20 protein-coding genes are annotated in these 20,718 nt (G+C 35.6%); 13 read left to right on the top strand and 7 right to left on the bottom strand.

The features are described from left to right. Together rbsC and rbsB are read left to right on the top strand one after the other, a co-directional pair. Positions 1-936, top strand: coding sequence for a ribose ABC transporter permease (gene rbsC / locus MKZ17_RS13265; protein WP_340724208.1), 936 nt, complete (start codon positions 1-3; stop codon positions 934-936). Positions 937-947: 11 nt separating this feature from the next. Continuing rightward, positions 948-1,874 (top strand): ribose ABC transporter substrate-binding protein RbsB, encoded by a 927-nt coding sequence (gene rbsB, locus MKZ17_RS13260; RefSeq protein ID WP_340724207.1) that lies wholly within the window; start codon positions 948-950, stop codon positions 1,872-1,874. A gap of 128 nt (positions 1,875-2,002) precedes the next feature. Here the strand turns inward: rbsB and MKZ17_RS13255 are convergent, their stop codons facing one another. Then, positions 2,003-2,539 carry a GNAT family N-acetyltransferase gene (locus MKZ17_RS13255; RefSeq protein ID WP_340724206.1) on the bottom strand — a complete coding sequence of 179 codons (537 nt, stop codon included), beginning with the start codon at positions 2,537-2,539 and terminating at the stop codon, positions 2,003-2,005. 137 nt (positions 2,540-2,676) lie between these two features. On the opposite strand from MKZ17_RS13255, the gene MKZ17_RS13250 reads away from it, so the two are divergent. The 8 genes from MKZ17_RS13250 (at position 2,677) to tnpC (ending at position 11,197) form a co-directional block, all read left to right on the top strand. Beyond that, on the top strand, positions 2,677-3,642 hold the full coding sequence (locus MKZ17_RS13250; protein ID WP_340724205.1) for an SMP-30/gluconolactonase/LRE family protein: 966 nt from the start codon (positions 2,677-2,679) through the stop codon (positions 3,640-3,642). Between the two features lie 226 nt (positions 3,643-3,868). Then, positions 3,869-4,501, top strand: coding sequence for an HD domain-containing protein (locus MKZ17_RS13245; RefSeq protein WP_340724204.1), 633 nt, complete (start codon positions 3,869-3,871; stop codon positions 4,499-4,501). Next, positions 4,498-6,384 carry an ABC-F family ATP-binding cassette domain-containing protein gene (locus tag MKZ17_RS13240; protein WP_340724203.1) on the top strand — a complete coding sequence of 629 codons (1,887 nt, stop codon included), beginning with the start codon at positions 4,498-4,500 and terminating at the stop codon, positions 6,382-6,384. Before MKZ17_RS13245 ends, MKZ17_RS13240 begins: the two co-directional genes overlap by 4 nt. A 12-nt stretch (positions 6,385-6,396) precedes the next feature. Beyond that, positions 6,397-7,518 (top strand): virulence factor, encoded by a 1,122-nt coding sequence (locus MKZ17_RS13235; protein ID WP_340724202.1) that lies wholly within the window; start codon positions 6,397-6,399, stop codon positions 7,516-7,518. 197 nt (positions 7,519-7,715) lie between these two features. Next, positions 7,716-8,852, top strand: coding sequence for a hypothetical protein (locus MKZ17_RS13230; protein WP_340724201.1), 1,137 nt, complete (start codon positions 7,716-7,718; stop codon positions 8,850-8,852). Positions 8,853-9,039: 187 nt separating this feature from the next. After that, entirely contained in the window at positions 9,040-9,234 is a 195-nt protein-coding gene (locus MKZ17_RS13225) for a hypothetical protein (protein ID WP_340722996.1), read from the top strand. Next, positions 9,231-9,584 (top strand): IS66 family insertion sequence element accessory protein TnpB, encoded by a 354-nt coding sequence (tnpB, locus tag MKZ17_RS13220; protein WP_340722997.1) that lies wholly within the window; start codon positions 9,231-9,233, stop codon positions 9,582-9,584. Before MKZ17_RS13225 ends, tnpB begins: the two co-directional genes overlap by 4 nt. Positions 9,585-9,649: 65 nt before the next feature. Then, positions 9,650-11,197 (top strand): IS66 family transposase, encoded by a 1,548-nt coding sequence (gene tnpC, locus MKZ17_RS13215; protein ID WP_445326942.1) that lies wholly within the window; start codon positions 9,650-9,652, stop codon positions 11,195-11,197. Positions 11,198-11,279: 82 nt separating this feature from the next. On the opposite strand, the gene MKZ17_RS13210 is transcribed toward tnpC, so the two are convergent. The 3 genes from MKZ17_RS13210 to proB are packed head-to-tail and all read right to left on the bottom strand — an operon-like array spanning position 11,280 to position 14,543. Next, positions 11,280-12,152: a DMT family transporter gene (locus tag MKZ17_RS13210; RefSeq protein WP_340724200.1), complete on the bottom strand. Its 873-nt coding sequence runs from the start codon at positions 12,150-12,152 to the stop codon at positions 11,280-11,282. A 36-nt stretch (positions 12,153-12,188) separates the two neighbouring features. After that, positions 12,189-13,442: a glutamate-5-semialdehyde dehydrogenase gene (locus MKZ17_RS13205; protein ID WP_340725557.1), complete on the bottom strand. Its 1,254-nt coding sequence runs from the start codon at positions 13,440-13,442 to the stop codon at positions 12,189-12,191. Positions 13,443-13,460: 18 nt separating this feature from the next. Continuing rightward, positions 13,461-14,543, bottom strand: coding sequence for a glutamate 5-kinase (proB, locus tag MKZ17_RS13200; protein WP_340724199.1), 1,083 nt, complete (start codon positions 14,541-14,543; stop codon positions 13,461-13,463). A gap of 527 nt (positions 14,544-15,070) precedes the next feature. Between proB and MKZ17_RS13195 the strand changes: the two genes are divergently transcribed. Beyond that, positions 15,071-15,556, top strand: a complete 486-nt coding sequence (locus MKZ17_RS13195) for a sigma-70 family RNA polymerase sigma factor (RefSeq protein ID WP_340724198.1) — start codon at positions 15,071-15,073, stop codon at positions 15,554-15,556. Between the two features lie 61 nt (positions 15,557-15,617). On the opposite strand, the gene MKZ17_RS13190 is transcribed toward MKZ17_RS13195, so the two are convergent. Next, complete coding sequence (locus tag MKZ17_RS13190; RefSeq protein ID WP_340724197.1) at positions 15,618-16,013, bottom strand: glucosamine 6-phosphate synthetase; 396 nt, start codon at positions 16,011-16,013, stop codon at positions 15,618-15,620. Between the two features lie 180 nt (positions 16,014-16,193). Here MKZ17_RS13190 and MKZ17_RS13185 point away from each other — a divergent pair, with 180 nt between their 5' ends. Continuing rightward, positions 16,194-16,907 (top strand): ZIP family metal transporter, encoded by a 714-nt coding sequence (locus MKZ17_RS13185; protein WP_340724196.1) that lies wholly within the window; start codon positions 16,194-16,196, stop codon positions 16,905-16,907. A 107-nt stretch (positions 16,908-17,014) separates the two neighbouring features. Here the strand turns inward: MKZ17_RS13185 and MKZ17_RS13180 are convergent, their stop codons facing one another. Further along, positions 17,015-19,192, bottom strand: a complete 2,178-nt coding sequence (locus MKZ17_RS13180; RefSeq protein ID WP_340724195.1) for a DNA topoisomerase III — start codon at positions 19,190-19,192, stop codon at positions 17,015-17,017. 157 nt (positions 19,193-19,349) lie between these two features. Here MKZ17_RS13180 and MKZ17_RS13175 point away from each other — a divergent pair, with 157 nt between their 5' ends. Continuing rightward, the gene (locus MKZ17_RS13175; protein ID WP_340724194.1) at positions 19,350-20,210 is read left to right on the top strand and encodes a GNAT family N-acetyltransferase; all 861 of its coding nucleotides are present in this window, start codon (positions 19,350-19,352) and stop codon (positions 20,208-20,210) included. 196 nt (positions 20,211-20,406) lie between these two features. Here MKZ17_RS13175 and MKZ17_RS13170 read toward each other — a convergent pair whose 3' ends face one another. Next, positions 20,407-20,697 (bottom strand): hypothetical protein, encoded by a 291-nt coding sequence (locus tag MKZ17_RS13170; protein WP_340724193.1) that lies wholly within the window; start codon positions 20,695-20,697, stop codon positions 20,407-20,409. Between the last annotated feature and the right edge of the window lie 21 nt (positions 20,698-20,718).

Here is a 20,718-nt window from a genome sequence, read left to right as displayed (position 1 = left end):
ATGGCAAAGAATAAAGAATTAATTTCGAAGCTTGGACCATTTATCGGTTTAATTTTATTAATAGTTGTGTTAACGATTTTAAATCCAAGTTTCTTAACAGTAGATAACTTATTAAACGTATTACGCCAAGTATCGATTAGTGCGTTGATCGCATTCGGTATGACGTTTGTTATTTTAACAGGCGGTATTGACTTATCAGTTGGCTCAACTCTTGCATTAACTGGTGCAGTTGCAGCCACATTATTAGCATCGGGTACTGATCCAATTTTAGCGATGCTTGCAGCGCTTTTATTAGGTTTAATTTTAGGTGCGGTTAACGGGATTATTATTACGAAAGGTAAAGTGGCTCCGTTCATTGCTACATTAGCTACAATGACGATTTATCGTGGTTTAACGTTAGTGTACACAGAAGGACGTCCAGTTTCTGGATTAGGTGATTCACAAGCATTCCAAATGTTTGGTAAAGGCTATTTCTTCGGTATTCCAGTACCAGTACTTACAATGGTTTTAGCGTTTGTTATATTATATTTTATCTTACACAAAACAACATTTGGTCGTCGTGTATATGCAGTTGGTGGCAATGAGGAAGCATCAAAGCTTTCAGGAATTAACCCAGATCGCATAAAAATCATGGTTTATTCAATCACAGGTTTACTTGCAGCCGTTTCGGCATTAATCATTACATCTCGTTTAAATTCTGCTCAACCAACAGCAGGGGAATCGTATGAGTTAGATGCCATTGCTGCTGTTGTACTAGGTGGTACAAGCTTAACAGGTGGTAAAGGTTGGATTTTCGGTACATTGGTTGGAGCGTTAATTATTGGCGTACTAAACAATGGAATGACATTAATAGGGGTTTCATCATTCTTCCAACAAGTTGTGAAGGGTGTTGTAATATTATTAGCGGTTTTACTAGACCGCAAAAAAACAGCATAGGAGTGTTCAACATGAAAAAGTGGAGCTTACTTTTAATGGCCGCAATGATGACAATCGTCCTTGCAGCATGCTCAATGGATTCTGGTTCTTCATCAAACAAAAATGAAGTAAACGATGGTGCTTCAAAACAAACAAAAAAAATTGGGTTATCAATATCAACACTAAACAACCCATTCTTCGTAACATTAAGTGATGCGGCTGAAGCACAAGCACAATCAAATGGTGCTACTCTTACAGTGGCAGATGCACAAGACGATGCATCGAAGCAAGCATCAGACGTAGAAAACTTAATCCAAAAAGGTGTTGACTTAATTATTATCAACCCTGTAGATTCAGCTTCTGTAGCAACTGCTGTTGAAGCAGCAAACAATGCAAACATTCCAGTTATTACAGTTGACCGATCAGCTGAAGGCGGGGAAGTTGTGGCACACATTGCATCTGACAACGTAGCAGGTGGCGAATTAGCAGGTGATTATTTAATGACGTTAATCGACGAAGGTGCTCAAATAGCAATGCTTGAAGGGGTTGCAGGTTCTTCAGCAGCACGTGACCGCGGTGAAGGCTTCTTAAATATCGTTGAAGGTAAAGTAAATTTAGTTGCAAGTCAAACAGCGAACTTCAACCGTACTGAAGGTTTAACAGTAATGGAAAATATTCTACAAGCAAACCCAGATGTAAAAGCAGTTTTTGCACAAAATGACGAAATGGCTTTAGGTGCGTTAGAAGCAATTTCTGCTGCGAATAAAGACATCGTAGTAATTGGCTTCGACGCAACTGAAGATGCAGTAGCAAAAGTACAAGCTGGTGAATTAGCTGCAACAGTTGCACAACAACCAGCGTTAATCGGTGAAAAAGCAATCGAAACAGCGGTTAAAGTATTAAATGGTGAATCAGTGGAAGCAAATATTCCAGTTGATTTAGAATTAGTAACTAAATAATAAAATAAAAAACAAGTTCGACGAAGGTCGAGCTTGTTTTTTTGTTGATGAAAAGTAAAAATATTAAAATCGTCGTCGAATTTACAACGAGTTAAGGTGATAAAGTTTGTTCGATTTGGCTGGATATTCTAATAAACATACGCCAATTCAATTCGCACTTCCTTATTTTCCATATCTTCATTCGTATATGAAATTGTATTAACTCCAACCAATTCAAAACCGTTTTTCAAATAAAATTGAATGGCTGGATAATTAGAAGTTTGCGTTTCTAAAGTGATGGATCTAACGCCTAATGCACTTCCTCTTTTCTTAGCAACTACCATCAACTTTTCCCCGATTCCATTTCTTTTAAAAGACTCAGTAACATATAAGTCATGAATTAATAATGTATTATTCCATGCCATTTGTTGAATGACTAATACTGCGATTTCTTGTCCATTCCACTCTCCTATATAATATTCGGAGCCATTCTTGTAATCTTCGAAAATTTCCTCTTCTAAAAGTTTTTCAAATGGATTTGCTAATTTTTCTTCTTCCAAAGAGATTTGCCAACTTGTTTCTGTTTTTTTTATACTGACATCATAGTATTTGTTAGATGTATATTTATAACTTACTATTTTCCCTTGAGGATAATCTTTTTGAAAGATTTGACGGATAGTTAACATAAATTGGTCTCCTTAATTTATCTTTTCATATTAATGCAATAATCTTTTTAATTGTCTGGATTTACTTTCGAATAAAGGATTTCGGCAAGTTTTCTTGAATAAAGTAAAAATCATTACTGTATTTAGGAAGTGAAATTATGTTATTAACAATACAGCCCTTTACTGAAATTACGACTTCTTTAGGTGAAAGCCCTGTATGGGATCACCAAACTTCCACATTATATTGGGTCGATATTTTAGAAAAGAAAGTATATATTTGCAATGCACTGAGCTCAAATGAAATAAAAACACTCCATTTTTCAAAACAAATTAGCTCATTGGCACTAGCTACAGGCAAAAATGCGATCATTACCTTAGAAGATGGGTTTTATTTACTGGATTTAAAAACAGGAACTACGGTCCTTATTCAACATGTTGAGAAGGAATTACTAGAAAACCGTTTTAATGATGGAAAATGTGATGCTAGCGGTCGTTTTTTTGCAGGGACAATGAATAAGTTTTATAAACATCATCAAGCCGGGCTATATTGTTTACATAGAAATTTTCAAGTAGAACAAAAAATGTTTAATATGAATTTAGCAAATGGTATCGCCTGGTCGACTAATAATAAATTAATGTACGTTGTTGATTCATTGGAAAAAGTTATTTATCAATTTAACTATAATATGAATGAATCAAGAATGTATAATAAAAAAATTTGTATCGATTTTCAAAATGAAGCCGGTTATCCAGATGGAATAACCATTGATGAGCAAGATATGCTATGGGTTGCACATTGGGAAGGAGCTAAAATTTCTCGATGGAATCCTAAAACATCAAAGAAAATAGATGAAATTATTTTACCTGCTCTAAAAATTACATCGTGTACATTCGGTGGAAAGCATTTAAATGAGCTATTTATAACAACTGCATCTGAAGGTATGTCCAATGAGCAATTAAAAAAATACCCAATGTCGGGTAGAATGTTTCGAATAAAGCTACCGATAAGTGGAAGAGAATCGTATCGCTATTCGATACCCGAGCAATGCTTAGAAGCCAAAAATCAAACAGAAAACTTAATAAAAGAAGAACAACCTATAAAGGCCGATTCCTATAAAAGATAGAAACCGGCTTTTGTTTTGTATTAATGGTAAAAGAATTTCCTTTTTCCCGAAGTATATCCAGCAAACTGCATGGTTTGTTGATAACCAAATGCTCGCTTCTGAGTTTACATAAATGTATTTTAAATTAAGGTGAAGGAAAGCAAGATAAAGCATGAACAACAGGTGAATCGCTAATTTCATGTTAAAATAAGGTGGGTAAAGTATTTTGATGGGAACGGTGATAAAAATGAATGATCAAATTGCCAAATGTGAAGAACTCGTAATGGGTATTTATAACGAAATGGATGCGAGTCATGATTTTCAACATATTGAACGTGTGTATCAAAATGCGTTGGCTATTATAAAAACGGAACCAACTGCCAATGAAAAAATCGTACTACTGGCGGTATTGCTCCATGATGTGAGTGATTCAAAGTACGCGGCGGATAAGTCAAATGAAAAACGTATTTTAGAAGAACTAGATTTAACAGAAGAAGAAATTCGTCATATTGAAACCGTTATCGCAGAAGTGTCCTTTAATGGCGGCAACGAGCTCCCAGCAACAACTGTAGAATCGAAAATTGTGCGGGACGCGGATCGTTTGGATGCAATTGGCGCGGTTGGTATTGCTCGTACTTTTGCTTATGGTGGAGCGAAGGGACGCAAACTATATGATGATAATGAAGAGGCGCGCATGGATATGTCGGTGGAGGAATATCGTTCGAAATCGACAGCAAGTGTAACGCACTTTTATGAAAAACTGCTTTTATTAAAGGACTTAATGGTGACAGATAAAGGACGCGAGATGGCACAACAACGCCATGGGTTTATGGTACAATTTTTAGAGCAGCTTAAAAAAGAAAGAGACGGGATTTTATGAGTCATTTAATCGTATCAAATTTAACAAAAACAGTTGGCGATAAAACGCTATTTGAAAATATCGAATTTACAATTTACGAAGGAGAGCGTGCAGGGCTAATAGGTATAAACGGTACTGGTAAATCAACATTATTGTCGATTATAGCAGGTAAGCAGGATGCGGATACCGTTGAGTTCGATCATCCGAATAAATACCGTATCGCCTATTTAGAGCAGGATCCTCAATTTGAGTCGAATGTAACAGTACTACAAGCGGTGTTTAGTGGAGATTCACCAATATTACAGTTAAACCGTCAGTATGAGGAAACGGTGGCCTCATTATCGTTGGATCCCCAATCCGAAAAGCTACAAAATGAGCTATTTCGCTTACAGCAGAAAATGGATTCGGACAACGCATGGGATGTCAACGCCTTAGCAAAACAAGCGTTAACAAAGCTTGGTATTGATATGTTTGATCATTATGTAACAGACTTATCTGGTGGACAGCAAAAACGTGTGGCTTTAGCTAAGGTATTAATCGAACCAGCTGATCTATATTTATTAGACGAGCCAACGAACCATTTAGATGTCACATCAACGGAATGGCTACAGGAAATGGTATCTCGCTTAAAGGGAGCAGTGATCTTTATTACCCACGATCGCTATTTCTTAGATGAAACAGCGACACATATTTATGAATTAGCGGATAAAACATTGTATCGCCATACAGGTACATACGGGGATTACTTAGAGGCACGTGCTATTCGGGAAGAAATGAATGCTGCATCTCAAGCGAAATTACAAAATCGTTATCGCTCAGAATTAAAATGGATTCGTCGCGGTGCAAAGGCCCGAACGACAAAGCAAAAAGCCCGTATTCAACGATTTGAAGCGTTGGATGAAGCAATAGAGCGTTCTGGTGAACAAGGCGATTTAGAGCTAGGACTTGCTACGACTCGATTAGGTAAAAAAGTATTAGAATCAGATGGCATTTCGAAGGCTTACGGAGAGCGTACAATTATTAAAGATTTTAGCTTTCTTTTACAGCAAGGTGATCGAATTGGGATTATTGGCGCGAATGGTTATGGAAAATCTACGTTACTAAATATGTTAGCTGGTGAAATTGAGCCAGATCAAGGTGAGGTTGTAGTAGGTGCAACCGTTAAACGCCTGCATTTTAAACAAGCTTTACCACCTATGAATGAAAATGCGCGAATGATTGATTATATTCGTGAAGCGTCAAATGATATAACAGATGCGGATGGGGTACGTTATTCGGCTTCTCAAATGTTGGAGCGATTTTTATTCCCATTACACGCACATGGTACGCCAATTAGTAAATTATCAGGTGGAGAACGAAAGCGACTTCATTTATTACGCTTATTAATGGAACAGCCAAATGTTTTATTATTAGACGAGCCCACAAATGATTTAGATATTGAGACATTAGGGGTATTAGAAGATTTTATTGAAAATTTCCCTGGTGTTGTCATCACAATTTCCCATGATCGATTCTTCCTTGACCGTATTGCGAAAAAGCTATGGATTTTAGACGGAAAAGGTGGAGTGAATGAAAGCCTAGATATTTACACGGATTATTTAGCAAAAAAAGCAGCTGAACAACAGCAAGAAGCAAAAGAAGTCAAAGTAGAAAAACCAAAACAGGAAAAGACAAAAAACGAAAAGAAAAAACTATCATTTAAAGAACAAAAAGAGTGGGAAACAATCGCGGACGATATTGCCGCAATGGAAGAAAAGATTATGTTAGCTGAAGAAGAAATTTCGACGGCGGGCTCAGACTTCACAAAGCTACAGCAATTAACAGCAGATTTAGAAACATTTAATAGTGAATACGAACAACTAATTGAGCGTTGGAGTTATTTAGATGAAATCGTCAATGGATAAGGAGGAACTGTGATGAAAATATTATTAATTGAACCAACACCAAGTCCAAATTCAATGAAAATTGTTATTGATCAAGACTTGCCATTTGGCAAAAGTTTTAACTATACAAAGGACAATATTCATGAGGCATCTGAGCCGTTACAGGCCATTTTCGCTGTAGAAGGTGTAAAAGGAATATATCATGTATCTAACTTTTTAGCAGTTGAGCGTAATGCAAAATATGCATGGGAACAAATATTAGCAGATATCCGAAAAGCTTTAGGCGGTGAAGCTATCGAAAGTGAACAGCAACAACTGAATGAACATTACGGTGAAGTGAATGTACATGTGCAAATGTATAAAGCTATTCCTCTACAAATTAAAGCTTTCGATGGGGAAGGGGAAGTACGTTTAAGTGCAGGAGATCGTTTTACAATGGCATTTAAGCAGTTACAATTTAAAGTTGGCGAAGATAATTATATTCTAGAACGTAAATGGGTAGATTTTGGCGTACGTTATGGAGATAAAGATCAAGTCGCACAAGAGGTATTGAAAGAAGTAGACGCGCTTTATCCACAACAACGAGTGGAGCAAATTTTAGAAGCAGATAATACGGAAGTAGTCACTGCAGCTCAGGAACGAAAGCCAGTGTCGTTGGAGGAATATGTTCAAGTAGAAGATTGGCAACAGCGTTTCCAATTACTTGATCAGCTTCCAGACCCAGAAGTAGAAGATATTCCATTACTTGAAAAAGCGTTAGAGGACGAGCAAATGTCGATTCGTCGTTTAGCAACAGTATATTTAGGTATGATTGAAGATGAGGCAGTTGTACCAGCCTTAACAAAAGCATTGAATGATAAAAGTGCAGCGGTTCGTCGTACGGCGGGAGATTGCATGAGTGATCTAGGATTAGAAGCATTCGAACCAGCAATGATCCAAGCCTTGTCTGATAAAAATAAATTAGTTCGTTGGCGCGCGGCCATGTATTTATACGAGGTTGGTACTGAGATAGCAATTGAAGCGTTGAAAGTAGCAAGTGAGGACAAAGAGTTTGAAGTAAAACTACAGGCAAAAATGGCTTTAGCTCGTATTGAGGGCGGAGAAGAAGCAAAAGGTTCCGTATGGAAGCAAATGACGGAGAGTCGTAATAAATAATAAAGAAGGACTATAACAAATTCTAAATTGTTATAGTCCTTTTAGTATGTTTTTACTTAATTTTAATAAGCTTATTTGATTTTTCTTCTGAAATTAGTTCAATCGAATTTTGTCGAAAAATATTGTCATATTTTGCATAGTTTTTTTAGGGAAATTAGTATATATTATAAGTCAAAATGGGGGTGTAATTAACATAAATGGAAATATTGTATAGAGATCGATTGTTTGATTGGCCACTAAGTAATAGTTCTCACATAATTAAGTTCTATCAATTATTAGAAAAAATTAATTTAGATAATACAATAAGCGATCAGAAAGAAAATTTTTGCCTATTTGTCTTTGATTTATGGTCATTAATAGAGATTGGAGATGAATATGAAGCGCATATTCGAACAGAGCCAGTGAAAGGAAAAGCGGGGCGAATTGCTTTCGTAAAGTACTTTTATAATGAATATAAAAAAAATAAAGAGTACTTTCAATTTTTAAGTACAAAGAGTTTTTTAGTAATTACATTTGTTGTTAAGAAAATAATAGAGATTTTTTCGGATAAACTTAAAAAGTTTATGAATATCAGTGAATATAGTGAGCAAATATCTATAAATGAATGCTATCAATCATATGAAATTAATGATTGTAATGAACAAAATCAATTGAATAGCGCTATATTACAAGCAAAAGAGCAAGCGGATGCCGCAGAAAAGCTATTTGGAAATGACATTTGGGAATCGCTTGATTTAGATTACTTAGTCAATTTATTTTATTGTATTGAACAAAATCAGTTTGCTGAAGTTTTTCATTGGCTTGAGAGTTTTCAAACCAAAAAGGTTCCGCTATGTAATGAAATTGAAAATTCTACATTTGTATTTTGTGTTCAACAAGATGAATCAATGGAAAGGTACATAAATTTTCAAACAGCAATAGTGTTAAAAGTTTCGGAGATTTTGAAAAAATGTCAAAATGATATTATATATATCCCATTTGCGCAACATATTAATCAAGAAACGATAATGCTAGGTAGTAATCTGACAGTTGAAAATTACTTAGATTTTTTTAGCAACTATAAAAAACAAGAAGGTCCCATTAACTATAAAATGGTTTTAAACTTTGCTTTTACAATGCTTAAACTAGAATTATCAACAAATGTATCGGCTAATATTGTATTAATATGTAACGAAAAGCTATTTGAAAATTTTCCAAATGAGGAAGATTGGAAAGTTGCTGTAGAGCAATTTAAGTTGGAGATGAAAATAGAAATTATTGTATTATATTTAGGGGAATTATTAAATGTAAAGCAAATTTGGTTTGCAGATGATGTAGTCGTACTAGCTGACTAAAAAACTAAATACTATTAAACATAAATAAAAAATAGTGAGAACGATGGGAGTACTCACTATTTTTGTGCATACTTATTTACGAGGGACTTTCTAGCTTTTTACTGTAAGCCCGTAATCAAATAACGCATATAAAGCGCTAGGCACCTCCGGTACGATAGACGTATCAATCAAAGGAGGTGCCATTCTTATGCCCGCAAACAAATTGACCATTGTTCCCGTCAAACTTGATCCTCTTCCAACTGAAGCTTCTTCGTTTCATTCTTCTCAATACAATGCTGCACCAGGTTGTGTGATTAAAACCGCTGTAGCTGAAATAGCTTTCTTCAATGGCGTAGATGAACGCATCATCCAAACTATTATGAAGGAGCTGAAAAATCGATGAAGCGTGATTTTACGAGCGTACAAAACATCTATATTATTTGCGGGAAGACCGATATGCGCAAAGGCATCGATGGTCTCGCAACGCTGGTTCAAGATTCTTTCGAATTAGATCCGTATAGCGATTCTATTTTTCTCTTTTCAGGATGGAGTAAGGACCGCTATAAATGTTTGTATTTTGATGGAGATGGCTTTGCCATGCTTTACAAACGATTGGATAATGGTAAGCTTCAATGGCCAAAAGATGAAAATGAGGTGCGAAGCCTTTCACAACAGGAACTGCGCTGGTTATTAGAAGGATTATCTTTACAACAGCCGAAGGCCATTGCGAAATCTGCAAAAGGTGTCTTTTAACTACATCATCAATAATGGTATAATTACCCATATATAAAATTGGACGGAATGTGGTGAACGATTTGATGCCTGTTAATCAAAAGCAAGAAGAACAAAACGAACGTATTATTCGATTACTTGAGCAACAACTAGCTCAGTCAAATCGACAAATAGAAGCCTTAACAGAGCAAGTTCGCCAATTAACAAAAGCGTTATATGGCTCTAAATCGGAGAAAGCCAAGTATCAAGCTCCTGATGGACAAGTCTCTTTATTTGAAGACGATCCGTCTTTTAATGAACCTGAGCAGACAGAAGAACAAAGCACCGATACGGTTAGTTATACGGTTACTCGTAAAAAGACAAATAAAAAACGAAATGATTCGTTTCGTGAGGATATTGAAATTGAAGAAATTCATCATCACCCAGCCAACTTAGCTTGTGAGTGTTGTCAGGGGGAAATGGTAGAATTCAGTTCTACGTTGATACGTGAAGAGGCGAAATTCATTCCAGCTTCCCTGAAGCGCGTGCAGCATTTTGAACATGTGTATGAGTGTAAATTGTGTAAAAACGATGCCCTACGAAAAGCTCAAATTAAACGTGGTAAAGCACCACAAGGTGCTATCCAAAGAAGCATTGCTGGCCCAACTGTTTTGGCCAAGCTTATCTACGATAAGTTTATTCAGTACTTGCCTCTTTACCGTCAGGTAAATGAATGGGAACGCCATGGCCTACATACAAACGATAAAAATCTTTCCAATTGGGTAATACGTGTGGCAGAAGATTGGCTTCAACCACTTTATGATTTGATGAAGCAGCTATTAACGGCAAAGTCTGTACTGCATATCGACGAAACCTATGCACAAATAATCAAGCGTTCTGATGGAAAGCCAGCTCAATCAAACGCTTTTAATTGGGTATGTCGCAGTGTACAAAGTGAAGGCCCCATTATCGTTTTATTTAAGAGTGCTCTTTCTCGAGGGCGAGCTATATTAGAAGATTTAATTAAGGGATTCAAAGGCACTGTCATCTGTGATGGGTATTCAGCTTATGGTCAATTACCGCACGTTCAATTCGCCAACTGTTGGGCGCATGTACGCCGTTATTGGCTAAAAGCCGATAGTAAGAATGGCCGAATAGGCGTGCAATATTGCGATCGGTTGTTTCATATCGAGCGTCAAATCAAACATCTTTCAGCGGAAGAGCGCGTGAAAGCTCGTCAACAAGAAGCAAAACCGATTGTCGATGAATTTTTCGATTGGATTGATCGTTCGCCTTTCTTCGGCAAAAATGCTATTGCGAAAGCAGCTGAATATACATTAAGCCGTTCATCTGAGTTAAAAGTTTTCCTTGAAAATGGGGACGTTGCTATTGATAATAATCCCGCTGAAAATGCGATTCGTCCAAATGTCATTGGTCGCAAAAACTGGCTTTTCTCTGTGAGTGAAGCAGGTGCGAAAGCGAATGCCATTTGTTTAAGTTTGGCCGAAACAGCCAAAGCAAACGGAATTGATTTTTATCAGTATCTGGTAAAGCTGATGACGGAATTACCTAATGTACCGTTTCATCAGCAACCAGAGATTTTACATAATTACATGCCTTGGTCGGAAAATATTCAAGCCACATGTGCAAAATAGCCAGCTATCTGAAAAAAATTTCAGATAGCTGGCCGATCGTCGTGCGTACCGTGAAGGTGCGCTATTTTTTTATATTTCGGGCTTACTTTTTACTAGTTGTATTTGGATTGAATACCGTGTATAAAATACTTCCGAAAATCATTAAAATTCCGAGAGTTTGTAATAGACTAGGGCGAAACGATAAGAGAACTGCGTCTAGTAAAATTGCTACAACAGGATCTACAAAAACAAGAACAGAAACGATAACTGTAGATAAATTGCGGATACTATCAAAAAACAAGTAATAGACAAATCCGGTATGTATAAACCCTGTCCCTAAAATATATAGCCAGTTTGTTTGGCTAAGACCTTGAAATGCTGAAAAGTCACATAAAGGGAAAAGCATAATGATCCCTACGATTGTTTGTACAAACGTTAAAGCATAAGAAGATAATCCTTTAATTGTTTTACTCGTAAACATTGTTAATGCATAACAAATAGCAGATAATAATGCCCAAACAAAACCGGAGTTCATAAATTGTGAAATGGAAGTAAAGCTTTCTATTCCAACAATTAATATACTTCCAAAAAAACATACGATTGTTGCTAAAATTGAACGGATCCCCATTTTTTCTGCTAAAAAAACGGAGCCCAGTAGTAATACAAAGATCGGCGCTAAATTATATATGGAGATTGCTATGGAAATTGACATTACTTCAAATGCTTTAAATAAAAATACCCAATTTAAGACGATAAAAACGCCACAAACAATTGTTTTTAACAGTTCAGATTTTTGCCATACTTCTGTTTTATGCCCACCGGTTAAAAACCAAAGACTCCCTAAAAAAATTGTCGCACAAATGCATCGAATAAATACAAGCTCGACAGCAGGTAGCCCTGTTTGAGTAGTGAAAAATCCAATCGAGCCAAATATCGCCATCGAAATCGTTAATTTCAACATGGCATTTATATTCATAAGTCGACGCCTACCTTCGTAATAAGATTATTTGTATTACTTTCGAATTTGCCCATTACCTGTAATGTAGTATTTTGTTGAAGTTAAAGCTGGTAAGCCCATTGGTCCACGCGCATGTAATTTCTGCGTAGAAATCCCAATTTCCGCACCATATCCAAATTCAAATCCGTCCGTAAATCGTGTGGAAGCGTTATGATAAACTGCTGCAGCATCAACGGAATTTAAAAATACTTCCGCGTTTTGATCATCATTCGTAATAATTGCTTCAGAATGATTCGTTCCAAACTGATTAATATGGTGGACTGCCTCATAAACATTATCAACAATTTTAACACTTAATGTTAATGCTAAAAATTCTGTTGCATAATGTTCGTCTGTAGCAGGAAGTGCCTCTTTAAGTACACGACAAACATGCTCATCCCCGTAAATTTTAATTCCTAAATCAGAAGCTAAATAGTTTAAAAAATCTTTTCCATGTAGTTCAAAAAATTGGATATGCATTAATAGACTTTCCGCAGTATTACAAACAGATAGTCGCTGTGTCTTTGCATTTTTTATGATTGTTCTTGCCATTTCAACATCAGCCAAATTATCTACATAAATATGACAGTTCCCAGCCCCTGTTTCTAGCACAGGAACAGTTGACTCACGTACAACTAAATCGATTAAGTTTTTGCCACCTCTTGGAATTAGTACATCTAAGTAATCAGTTAATGTAAATAGGGATTTTGCTGTTTCACGACTCGTATCCTCAATTAACAATACAGCATCCTGTGGGTAATTTGCTGCCTTTAATGCATTGTGAATAGAGGCGACAAGTGCAATATTTGAATGCTTTGCAGATGAACTTCCACGTAATAGTACGGCATTACCTGTTTTTAATGAAAGGGTAGCAGCATCGACCGTTACATTTGGGCGTGCTTCATAAATCATCCCAATAACGCCAAGGGGTACACGTTTCTTAACGATTTTTAACCCATTATCTTTTGTGATTTCTTCTAGTACTTCACCGACTGGATCGGGTAAATCAATCAATTGAATAATCGCATCACTCATTGCTTGGATACGTGCTTCATTTAATAAAATGCGATCAAGTGTTGCTTCATCTAAGCCGTTATCTCTTCCTGATTTTAAATCTATTTCATTTGCAGAAATGATTGACTCCTTATCAATTAAAAGATGGCTTGCTATACTTTTAAGTGCTTCATTTTTTTGAGCAGTCGTCTTAATATTTGTTTCATAGCTTGCAATTTTCGCTCGTTTCCCTTTTTTAATTACCTCATTTTCCATAATCATCAAGTAACCTCCTTAATTTTTTACCCATTGATTGCGGTGGATAACTTCCATCGGCAAATGGGAGAGCTCAACTGTTCGTTTCCCCATCGCTTGTTCTAGCTCGCTAGAAGAGTACAATACTTCACCACGTCCAATACAAATATGACGGTCGTATACTTCCACCACTTCACCTTTTTCAAAAGTGCCTTCATAGGCATACACACCAGCTGGTAATAAACTTTTGCCACCGAATTGGAGGGCTTGAACGGCCCCTTCATCTATAAAAATTTTCCCAGATGCTTTCGTCAAAGCTACCCATTGCTTGTAATTAGGAATTGATTTTTCATTGCGAGTAAAGTATGTTCCATCTCCGTTTTGTGCTAAAATTTCAATCAATTTATGAGAACCTGCCCCTGTACCGATGAATACATCAACCCCAGCATTTGTCGCATATTTCGCTGCGGTTAACTTTGATTGCATCCCACCTGTACCGACCTTTGAGCCAGATCCTGAAGCAAAGGTAAGCATTTCATCTGTAATTGTATCGATCTTTGCAATACGCTGTGCGTCAGGATTTGTCAATGGATTGGCCGTATATAAGCCGTTGACGTCCGTTAAAATAATCAATTGATCAGCATGCAATAAGCCGCTTACTAAGGCGGATAGCATATCATTATCCCCAAAAGTTAATTCAGCAATAGAAACTGTGTCATTTTCATTAATAATCGGAACGATCGAACGTTCAAGTAACTCAGATAATGTTTCATAAGCGTTTTTGTATCGCTTTTTATCGCTAAAATCTGATCGGGTTAATAAAATCTGCGCAGGTGTTACCTTAAAAGCGGCAAATTCATCCCAATACGCCTGAATTAAAACGCTTTGTCCTACCGCAGCAGCAGCCTGCTTTCCTTTAATTGTTACAGGTCTTGAGGAATAACCTAATTTTCTAAATCCAGCTGCGACAGCACCTGAAGAAACTAAAATAACTTCATGACCAGCCTGCTTTAATGTTGCCAACGCTGAGACATGATCTTGAAATTTGAATTTGTCGAGCTCACCCTTACTATTTGTTAACGAGCTACTGCCAATTTTTACAACAACGCGTTTTCGTTCCACTTACTTTGCCTCCCTTAAATATGAAAAAAAGCATTTTTCATCCCTTATTACTAGGACGAAAAGTGCTTTTCCGTGGTACCACCTAAATTGAATGCTTTTATACATTCCACTTCATCTCATAACGCTGAGTCGGCGCCTATTTTTAATAGGAGCATGTTGAAGTAGGTTCGGTAGGTTTTACTGTGCGATTCTTTCAGCCGATGGAATTCGCTCTCTTTTTCAGTTAATTGCTACGTACTATTCTTCAATGGGCATTTACATTTTCTAATAGCATGAAGGATAGATGTACTTTTGTCAATATCTGAATGTAAAATGTTTTTCCACTATTCAAATAAGGGACAAAATATAAAATCTACAATTTCAATAGAAAATGAAGAGAAAAATACTTTTTCATAGGAATATTCTTTGAAAAATTACTATTTGCGTTTATTTTAATGCATTTTGGTCTTTGTGAAAAACTGTAGATTGCAATAAGTTGTCATTACCTAGGAATATTTAGTTGTGCACAGCTTGAAGGAATGGCAATAATGCAATCAATTGATGAAATGATACAACAACATGAATTTTTAATTTCTCGTGCTATTTATAAGTTGAATATATATCAGAATAAAGAAGACTATATGCAAATTGGTCGTATTTCTTTATGGAAAGCGGTACTAGATTTCGATGAAAGTAAGGGGGAGTTCAGCATGTTTGCTTATGTAAGAATTCGTTATGCTCTTTTGCGAGCATTAACGAATGCAAATAAAATCGAACAAGTGGAAGTAGCATTAGAAAGTAACAAACTGGTACTCATACTAGAAAAGCAATCTGCCGAAGAAATCTATCTACCACCTATTGATTGGCCGCAGCTTTTAAATGATGAAGAATATAGCCTTATACAAATGATTTATGTTGATGGGAAAACATTGAGGGAGGTAGCCCTACATTTAGGCTATTCCTATGAAATGGTGAAAAAAAGAAAACAACGTTTATTAAAAAGAATGAAGGATATTGTAGCGCAAATAGAATAGGGGGCTCCCGTTTTTCTAGGGGAAGCTATAAGTAAGCTATCCCCTAGAAATCGAAATTGCTTCATTGTTGGAGCAAGGCTAAAAATTCATCCCGTTGCTGCTCTGTTTGTTGTTCGCCATTTATTAACATAGCCCCAACTCGGTGAGAACTTTGATCCTTCTCAACGATGAACTGTAAATTTACTGGTTGTAAAGTATTATTTACGTTACACTCCCCTTTAAACTCAACAACATGTTCGAACATTTTTGTTTGGAAATATTCCCAACCTAATTTTTCACAAGAATTAGCAAAAGCGGCTTCGTTCATTATATTAGTATTTCCTATTAACGGTGCAGCTTTTATGTATGAAATGTATTCATTATCAGTGATTGCATCTTTTGGACCAAAGAAATAAATAAAAAATCCAATTATTGCAATTGGTATAATCCAAAAAATCGTACGCTTTCTTTTCTCCATCTGTAAAATCCCCCTTTTATGTAAAATTAGTATAACATTTCGAAGTGTTTGAATTCTATAAGGTGCCGATTATTATCTCGTAAATGTATTAATTTACTAATATGTTGATTGGCAACCTTGCATAAATTTGTTTGAATAACCATACCACTAATTATAACCATAGAAAGGTGTTAATGTGGAATGTGGCTATTAGGATTTTTATGTACTTCTTCCGGGATATTAATTGGTGGAGCAATTGCTTGGGCTTTTAGAGGAATCCAGAAAAAAGTTGACGTTGTTTACGGGCTTTGTGCAGGTATAATTTTAGGGTTAATATGCTTTGAAATTATCCCAGAAGCGATTGAAATAAGTGGTTGGCTGAGTACCGTAGTTGGCTTTTCTATAGGGATGTTAATATTCGAAGTATTACATAGGGTATTTCATCAAAAGCAAGTGTTCAAGACTACAACAAAGAAAGAATCATATATTCTTACAGGAGTAATATTAATGTTTAGCTTCTCGATACACAATATACCTATGGGAATAATTTTAGGAGCAAACGAAGAAGCCGATTTTACAATGACTTTATTGCAAACGTTACTTTTCCATAGTATCCCTGAAGGAATTATATTGTTTACCCCTTTAATTTTGGCGGGCATAAATCTATTAAAGGGTTTATTAATTTCTTTTATTGTCTCGATCCCAGTCTCTTTAGGCGTCTTTATGGGGGGATTTTTAGGGTATAATCACCAGACATTAAACACAATCTTAATTAGTATTACTATTGGAATTATTTTTATGGTTACAGTATCAGAAATTTTATATCCAGCATTAATTCAATCCTCCATATTTAAAGTCTTATTATGTATGGTAATAGGGATAGGAATTATAGGGCTATACGTAAAAGCTTTTTAATTTCATCTTTATGCTAAAAGAGGGGTCAGCCTGATTTATCATTTTTAAAACTACAAATACGAATGAATCGCTTCTTCAAGTGCTTCATTCGTATTTTTGTTAGTTATCTATTCTTTATTAAATTTAAAAATAACTTTCTGTGTATTTTTATCCCATACGATATGTGCATCAAAATACTTTTCACCTTTTTTGAAACCTTTGATCAGTGAGGTTTCACCAGTAGTCAATAACTTTTTTACGTTAGCCTGTGTAATTGTTTTTCTTAAAATTTTCTTAGAAACTGTGAATTTACAATTAGCATTTTTATAATTAGAGCAACCGTAAAAAGTTCCGTGATCTAGTATTGAACCTTCGCAAAGGATGCATTTCCCAATAATCATCTTTTCCTTTTTGTATTTTTTATTATACGGATTATTTGCTGTGATTTTTTCTACCGCAGCTTGATTAAATGCCCATTCCTTTTCACGTTCATTGGCATCTAAAATTAATTTGTCTGCAAGCTTTTTAACTTGTTCCATAAATGCTTTTGGTGAGGCATTGCCTTCACCGATTTCAGATAGTCGTTGCTCCCATTTACCTGTCATTGAAGGAGATGTTAGGATGCTTTCACCTAGTGCCTCGATCAGTAACATGCCTTTAGTTGTTGCAAAGACTTGGTTTTTCTTAACTTCAATATAGTTTCGATCTTTAAGCGTACCAATAATTCCAGCACGTGTCGCTTCAGTACCTAAGCCTTCAGTATTAGATAAAACCTTTTCTAATTCAACATCTTCTAGGTGTTTACCAGCTGTTTTCATTACTGTAATTAAATTACCTTCAGAATATCTATTCGGTGGCTGTGTTTCACTATTTTTTACATTTGTTTTCGAAACGATCCCTAGCTCATTTTCTTGAAGGTGGGGAAGCAAAGCTTCTTCTTCTGAAGAGGAAATGTCTTTGGAATGATAAATTACTTTACGCCAACCTTCCTCAATTTGTACTTTTCCCTTAGAGATGAATTCTGCACGTTTTTCTACAAGTGTATGAATGGTTGTGTAAGAAAAAACGGCATTGTTATAATGAGCTGCAATGACTTGGCGAACGATTAAATCATAAATTTTTTCTTCTTCTGAACTAAGTTTGGAAATGTTAGGTAATTTTTCTGTAATAATAATCGCATGGTGATCGGTAACTTTTTTTTCATTTACGAATCGTTTATTATTCAGAATCGAATTTGTTGGTGGTGGAAGAAGGTTTTTATACTTATCCACATTTCGCAAATTGTTTAATATATTTGGTAGTGTCTTTGCTTCTTCGTTCGTCAAAAATTGTGAATCAGACCTTGGGTATGAAACTAGGCCCTTCAAATAAAGCTTTTGCAAAATATCGAGCGTATGTTGTGGAGACAATTTATATGCCTTATTTGCTGTTGCTTGTAGTGCAGAAAGGTTGAACAACAAAGGAGGAGCATATTGCTTTGTTTCTTTTTTAATACGTGTAATTTCCACATTTTTATTAAGGCAGAAATTTGCGATCGCAATCGCTTGTTTCTCCTCTTGAACTCTTGAAATATTATTTTTATGCCATTTTGCTCTCAGTATTTTGCCATCAAAATTAAATTCAGCTTCAACTTCCCAAAATGGTTCAGGCTTAAAATTTGCTATTTCATGCTCGCGTTTAACAATTAACGCAAGTGTAGGTGTTTGTACGCGACCAATTGAAAAAACATCTTTTACACCGTTTTTTTTAAGTAGAATTGTATATAGTCGGGATGTATTGATCCCAATTAACCAATCCGCACAGGAACGGCTTAATGCTTCGAAATAAATATCTCTCGTTTTCTCTTCTGGTAGTAAATTTGCAAAACCATTTTTAACAGCGTTTTCTGTTAATGATGATATCCATAATCGCTTCATTGGTTTATTAACAGCACATACTTTTAATATCGTACGAATTATTAATTCACCTTCACGCCCTGCATCCCCACCAATGATGATTTCTCGAATATCAGGTCTTTTTACTAATCCTTTAATAACATTGAATTGTTTGTATTTTGATTTTGCAACTTTATATTCGAAACGATCGGGAATAATCGGTAATGCTTCTAATGTCCATTTTTTCCATGCAGGATTATATTCCTCAGGTGCTTTTAATTCGCATAAATGCCCTACTGCCCAAGTGATAAGTGCGCCATTTGGAAAGTATGTGTTTGGCTTAACTTCAAAATAACCAGGTTTTTTGGTGAAAGAAAAGGGAGCAGCTAATTTTGCTGCTTGGTCTGGTTTTTCTGCAATTACTATTTTCATCTATTCTTCTCCTATTAATAATAATTACAACTACTTGTTTAATAATTATAAAGTAATTGTCAGTATAAAGGGTATAAATAAAGTCTATAAATGACGATGGTTAATGTATAATTTTGTAAAAAATTACTTTATAGTGAATTGGAAGGGGCGGAATTTAGTGAAATTTACAAACCGTACTTTGAGAATTATAAAAAACGCAGAATTTGAAGCTAAAAAAACAACAAATATTGTTTATCCAATTCATTTATTTTTAAGTATGACGCAAGAAAAAACAGGTGTTTGCGCAGAAGTAAATATGTATAATCCGTACTTATCGGAAATATTAAATGAGCGATTTATGGCCCTTTATACAACAAATCATGAAATAGGTATGGTTTATGAACCGTTTACGATCAACATTTCTACATCAACACTACAAGTACTAGAAATCGCTAATAGTCGAATGAAACGATTCAACCAAATTTTTATAAATGAAGGTCATTTAGCGGATGCGATTTTTAGAAGTGATGACTTATTAACCCGTTTACTATTTGAAGGGCTAGAAGTTGAAAATATTATTGGGATTTTATGTAATCCGAGGGATATGCTTGTGTCTTTGAAAAATTATTCAGTATCAATTGACCTCACTGACGGCATAAATTTTCGCAAAGCTGAGCAAGGTGATCAAACAACATTAAAAAAATTTGTAGAAAGTGAATTCGGAAAAGGGTGGTTAAATTCCATAGAAAACGGGTTTTTACTAGAGGAAATTCCGATTTATATAGCGGTTGATAATGAGCAAATTTTAGGTTTTGCTTGTTATGATTTAGTAAGGGGGAGAAAAGGGATATTCGGTCCAATGGGGACATCTTTTTCAAATCGTGTGCAGGGGATAGGTACTACTCTTCTTCACCTTTGTTTAAAAGAAATGAAGGAACTTGGACATGAATATGCCATTATTGGAGAGGCTGGTCCACTAGAATTTTATGAAAAAGCATGTGGTGCCGTCGTGATTCCAAAGACCATAAATATTAATTAAATATGCTTAAATCTAGAGCAAGTTGGGAAATGAAAATATTTTCTCAATTTTTCTAGAGGACAAAAAAGCTGTCCTGCATCTCAGGACAGCGCATATTGAAATTAAATGCTCGGTTAAATGATGAGTTAATGTCAGCCTTACAACTTACTTGTACGAGCATTAAAATAGATAGTATAGCACGGGTTCTTCGAAGTTTTTAAAGAATTGGTGGGTGAATTGGGAAGTTCATTCCACTATATGCTACTTGTTCTTCTGTCTGTGTAAGAATCGGTGGGTGAATTGGGAAGTTCATTTCACTATAAGCTACTTGTTCTTCTGTATGTGTAAGAATCGGTGGGTGAATCGGGAAGTTCATTTCACTATAAGCTACTTGTTCACCTGCATCAGTAAGAATCGGTGGATGAATTGGGAAAGACATAATTATAACTGCAACACTCACCGTTAAGATAGATAAACCGGCAAAAACAAAGTTATTCTTCATGTTCATATACATGCACTCCTTTAATAT

It is taken from the genome of Solibacillus sp. FSL R7-0682, assembly GCF_038005985.1.
Taxonomy (GTDB): Bacteria; Bacillota; Bacilli; order Bacillales_A; family Planococcaceae; genus Solibacillus.
This window is presented reverse-complemented; position numbering and strand designations above follow the sequence as displayed.

Excerpts from the sequence above, each read along its gene's own strand:
- rbsC (WP_340724208.1), top strand. The coding sequence starts at position 1 with ATGGCAAAGAATAAAGAATTAATTTCGAAGCTTGGACCATTTATCGGT.
- rbsB (WP_340724207.1), top strand. The coding sequence starts at position 948 with ATGAAAAAGTGGAGCTTACTTTTAATGGCCGCAATGATGACAATCGTC.
- MKZ17_RS13255 (WP_340724206.1), bottom strand. The coding sequence starts at position 2,539 with ATGTTAACTATCCGTCAAATCTTTCAAAAAGATTATCCTCAAGGGAAA.
- MKZ17_RS13250 (WP_340724205.1), top strand. The coding sequence starts at position 2,677 with ATGTTATTAACAATACAGCCCTTTACTGAAATTACGACTTCTTTAGGT.
- MKZ17_RS13245 (WP_340724204.1), top strand. The coding sequence starts at position 3,869 with ATGAATGATCAAATTGCCAAATGTGAAGAACTCGTAATGGGTATTTAT.
- MKZ17_RS13240 (WP_340724203.1), top strand. The coding sequence starts at position 4,498 with ATGAGTCATTTAATCGTATCAAATTTAACAAAAACAGTTGGCGATAAA.
- MKZ17_RS13235 (WP_340724202.1), top strand. The coding sequence starts at position 6,397 with ATGAAAATATTATTAATTGAACCAACACCAAGTCCAAATTCAATGAAA.
- MKZ17_RS13230 (WP_340724201.1), top strand. The coding sequence starts at position 7,716 with ATGGAAATATTGTATAGAGATCGATTGTTTGATTGGCCACTAAGTAAT.
- MKZ17_RS13225 (WP_340722996.1), top strand. The coding sequence starts at position 9,040 with ATGCCCGCAAACAAATTGACCATTGTTCCCGTCAAACTTGATCCTCTT.
- tnpB (WP_340722997.1), top strand. The coding sequence starts at position 9,231 with ATGAAGCGTGATTTTACGAGCGTACAAAACATCTATATTATTTGCGGG.
- tnpC (WP_445326942.1), top strand. The coding sequence starts at position 9,650 with ATGCCTGTTAATCAAAAGCAAGAAGAACAAAACGAACGTATTATTCGA.
- MKZ17_RS13210 (WP_340724200.1), bottom strand. The coding sequence starts at position 12,152 with ATGAATATAAATGCCATGTTGAAATTAACGATTTCGATGGCGATATTT.
- MKZ17_RS13205 (WP_340725557.1), bottom strand. The coding sequence starts at position 13,442 with ATGGAAAATGAGGTAATTAAAAAAGGGAAACGAGCGAAAATTGCAAGC.
- MKZ17_RS13195 (WP_340724198.1), top strand. The coding sequence starts at position 15,071 with ATGCAATCAATTGATGAAATGATACAACAACATGAATTTTTAATTTCT.
- MKZ17_RS13190 (WP_340724197.1), bottom strand. The coding sequence starts at position 16,013 with ATGGAGAAAAGAAAGCGTACGATTTTTTGGATTATACCAATTGCAATA.
- MKZ17_RS13185 (WP_340724196.1), top strand. The coding sequence starts at position 16,194 with ATGTGGCTATTAGGATTTTTATGTACTTCTTCCGGGATATTAATTGGT.
- MKZ17_RS13180 (WP_340724195.1), bottom strand. The coding sequence starts at position 19,192 with ATGAAAATAGTAATTGCAGAAAAACCAGACCAAGCAGCAAAATTAGCT.
- MKZ17_RS13170 (WP_340724193.1), bottom strand. The coding sequence starts at position 20,697 with ATGAACATGAAGAATAACTTTGTTTTTGCCGGTTTATCTATCTTAACG.